The sequence below is a fragment of the Candidatus Accumulibacter cognatus genome, assembly GCF_000584975.1.
Taxonomy (GTDB): domain Bacteria; phylum Pseudomonadota; class Gammaproteobacteria; order Burkholderiales; family Rhodocyclaceae; genus Accumulibacter; species Accumulibacter cognatus.
In genome coordinates this window covers 1-2173 of the sequence record NZ_JDST02000153.1, presented here as the reverse complement: position 1 = coordinate 2173, position 2173 = coordinate 1, and the positions used below count along the sequence as shown (strand labels likewise).

Annotated in this window: 3 protein-coding genes; 2 read left to right on the top strand and 1 reads right to left on the bottom strand. The window is 65.7% G+C overall.

The genetic code is table 11. The features are described from left to right. Positions 1–256, top strand: a 256-nt coding sequence (locus tag AW06_RS19520; protein WP_034953871.1) for a hypothetical protein, incomplete at its 5' end; no start/stop codon positions are given. 8 nt (positions 257–264) lie between these two features. Here the strand turns inward: AW06_RS19520 and AW06_RS19515 are convergent. Then, on the bottom strand, positions 265–1767 hold the full coding sequence (locus AW06_RS19515; protein WP_034953868.1) for a bifunctional ADP-dependent NAD(P)H-hydrate dehydratase/NAD(P)H-hydrate epimerase: 1503 nt from the start codon (positions 1765–1767) through the stop codon (positions 265–267). 226 nt (positions 1768–1993) lie between these two features. Between AW06_RS19515 and AW06_RS19510 the strand changes: the two genes are divergently transcribed. Then, positions 1994–2173: hypothetical protein (locus AW06_RS19510; RefSeq protein WP_034953865.1), on the top strand; the 180-nt coding region annotated here is incomplete at its 3' end.

The following is a 2173-nucleotide window of genomic DNA, read 5'->3' as shown; positions in this document are numbered from 1 at the left end:
GCTGGTCAGCGACATGCAGCTGACGCTGCCCAACACACGCATCTTTGCGCAAGCGACCTTGATCAACGAGATGCTCAAGGCGATGGGAACAACGAGTGCCGAGATCGGCGGCAGGCGCTATTACGCCAAACCCTTGCACGTGCTGCGCCCGAAGGGCCTGGAGAGCATGACCATTTCGCTCAAGGACAGCAGCGCCCAGAAACGCTATTTCGAGCTCGGTCAGCAGGCGGCGGCAGCGCTGTTCGAGACGGCGTAGCCGATGGCCTATCGGCCGTTCGCCAGCCAGCGGTTGAAGCCGGCCCGCGCGCTGTCGATGAGTTCGCCAGCAGTCAAGCCAACCGGTCCACAGCCACTGGCGACGAGTTCGTCGGCCGCGGCGCCGTGCAGATGCACCGCCGCTAGGAGGGTTTCGAGGGCTGGCCAGCCTTGCGCCAGAAGTGCCACGATGAAACCGCTGAGCACGTCCCCGCTGCCGGCGGTCGCGAGACCGGGATTGCCGCTGGTGTTGACGAACCAGTGACCGGCAGGCGTGGCGATGACGCTGCCACAACCCTTCAGCACCACCATTGCCTGGTAACGCTTGGCAATGGCGAGCGCGGCGCCAGCACGGTCGGACTGGACGAAGGGGGTATCGCAGCCAAGCAGACGGGCAGCCTCGGCTGGATGTGGTGTCAGCAGCGTTGGCGCCCGGCGCACCACCACCGCCTGCTGCAAACGGTTCTCGCCTGCCAGCAGATTCAGCGCGTCAGCGTCGAGCACGAGCGGAAGGTCGAGAGAACTGGCTCGTTCGAGCAGCGCCACGGCTTGGTCGCTGCTTCCCATGCCCGGCCCGCAGGCCAACGCGCTGAGGCCAGCGGCAAGCAGCGCGTCCGGCTGGCGAAGCATCAGTTCCGGCTGCACCGGGTCGATCGCTGGCGCCTGCCGATCGAGCAGTCCAAGATAGACTCGTCCACTGCCGAGCCGCAGCGCTGCCCGACCGGCCAGAAAAACGGCGCCGACCATACTGCTCGCACCACCGAGAATGCCGGCGCTGCCATGGCTGCCCTTGTGGCTGTTTTTGGCACGTGGGCGCAGGCAATCGACGAACAGATCGGTGCCGATCGTTCTTGCCGTCGCCTTCGCCAGCCGCTCGGCGTTCAGGTCAAGCGTGGCGACCGAAATCGAGCCGCAATGGTCCGGGCCATCGGCAGTGAACAGCCCCGGTTTGGCAGCGATGAAAGTGATGGTGTGACTGGCACGAATCGTCTCACCGCAGAGTTTTCCGGTATCGGCGTCGAGACCACTCGGACAGTCCAGGGCGAGCAGCGGGCAGCGGTCGCGTGCGGCGAGGGTATTGGCCGCCAGAACGAGTTCGCTATGAAAACCGCCGATCGGGCGCTGCAGACCGATCCCGAACAGGCCGTCGATGATCAGCGCCCAGCACTGGCCGGAGGGAATGCTCTCGAGCACGCTGCCGCCGTCGTCGATGAAGCGTCGGCAAGCGGCTGCGGCATCCTTCGGCAAACGGCCGAGTTCGCCGACAAAGACCATGCTCACGGCAAAGCGACGTTCGCGCAGGTGGCGGGCGGCGACAAAAGCGTCGCCGCCGTTGTTGCCCGGCCCGGCAAGAACCAGCAGTGCCCCCCCCTGCAGGCGGCACAGCGAAGTCGCCAGATCAGCGGCAGCCAGCCCGGCGCGCTCCATCAAGGGCTGGTCGGCAGCGACCGTTTCGATGTTGCGCAGGTCGGCGGCGCGATAGAGTGCTTGTGATCGAAGGCCCGTCTTCATGACCGGATCCTAGCCCAAATTATCAGTATGGAACAGCTTCACGGGTCACTGCGCGCAAGTCCTGGCCAGATTCTAGTCCAGCCGCGCGGCGCCCGGAATCATCCACAACCATTGCATGCGACCCGGGAGCGCTTGCCGGGAGACATCGGGCCAGAGTACCCCCCGGGTCGGCTATAATCGCGCTGTTCCTTCCTTGTACGCAGCTCGCCTGCCCTGCCCGCCCACCATGGCCGATCTCCTGTTTCTCCGCGGCGCCCCCGCATTCTCGTCTTTCCGCCTGCAGGGCCTGCAGCAACGTGTGGCGGCCGTCGAGCCAAGTCTGAGCATCGTGGCTGCCGAGCATTGGCACTTTGTCAGCACCCGGCAGCCACTGAGTGACACTGAACGCCGGCAGCTCGCGGCCCTG

What these genes read in the sequence shown, in the direction of transcription:
- AW06_RS19515 (WP_034953868.1), bottom strand. Translation starts at nt 1,767, where the DNA reads ATGAAGACGGGCCTTCGATCACAAGCACTCTATCGCGCCGCCGACCTG.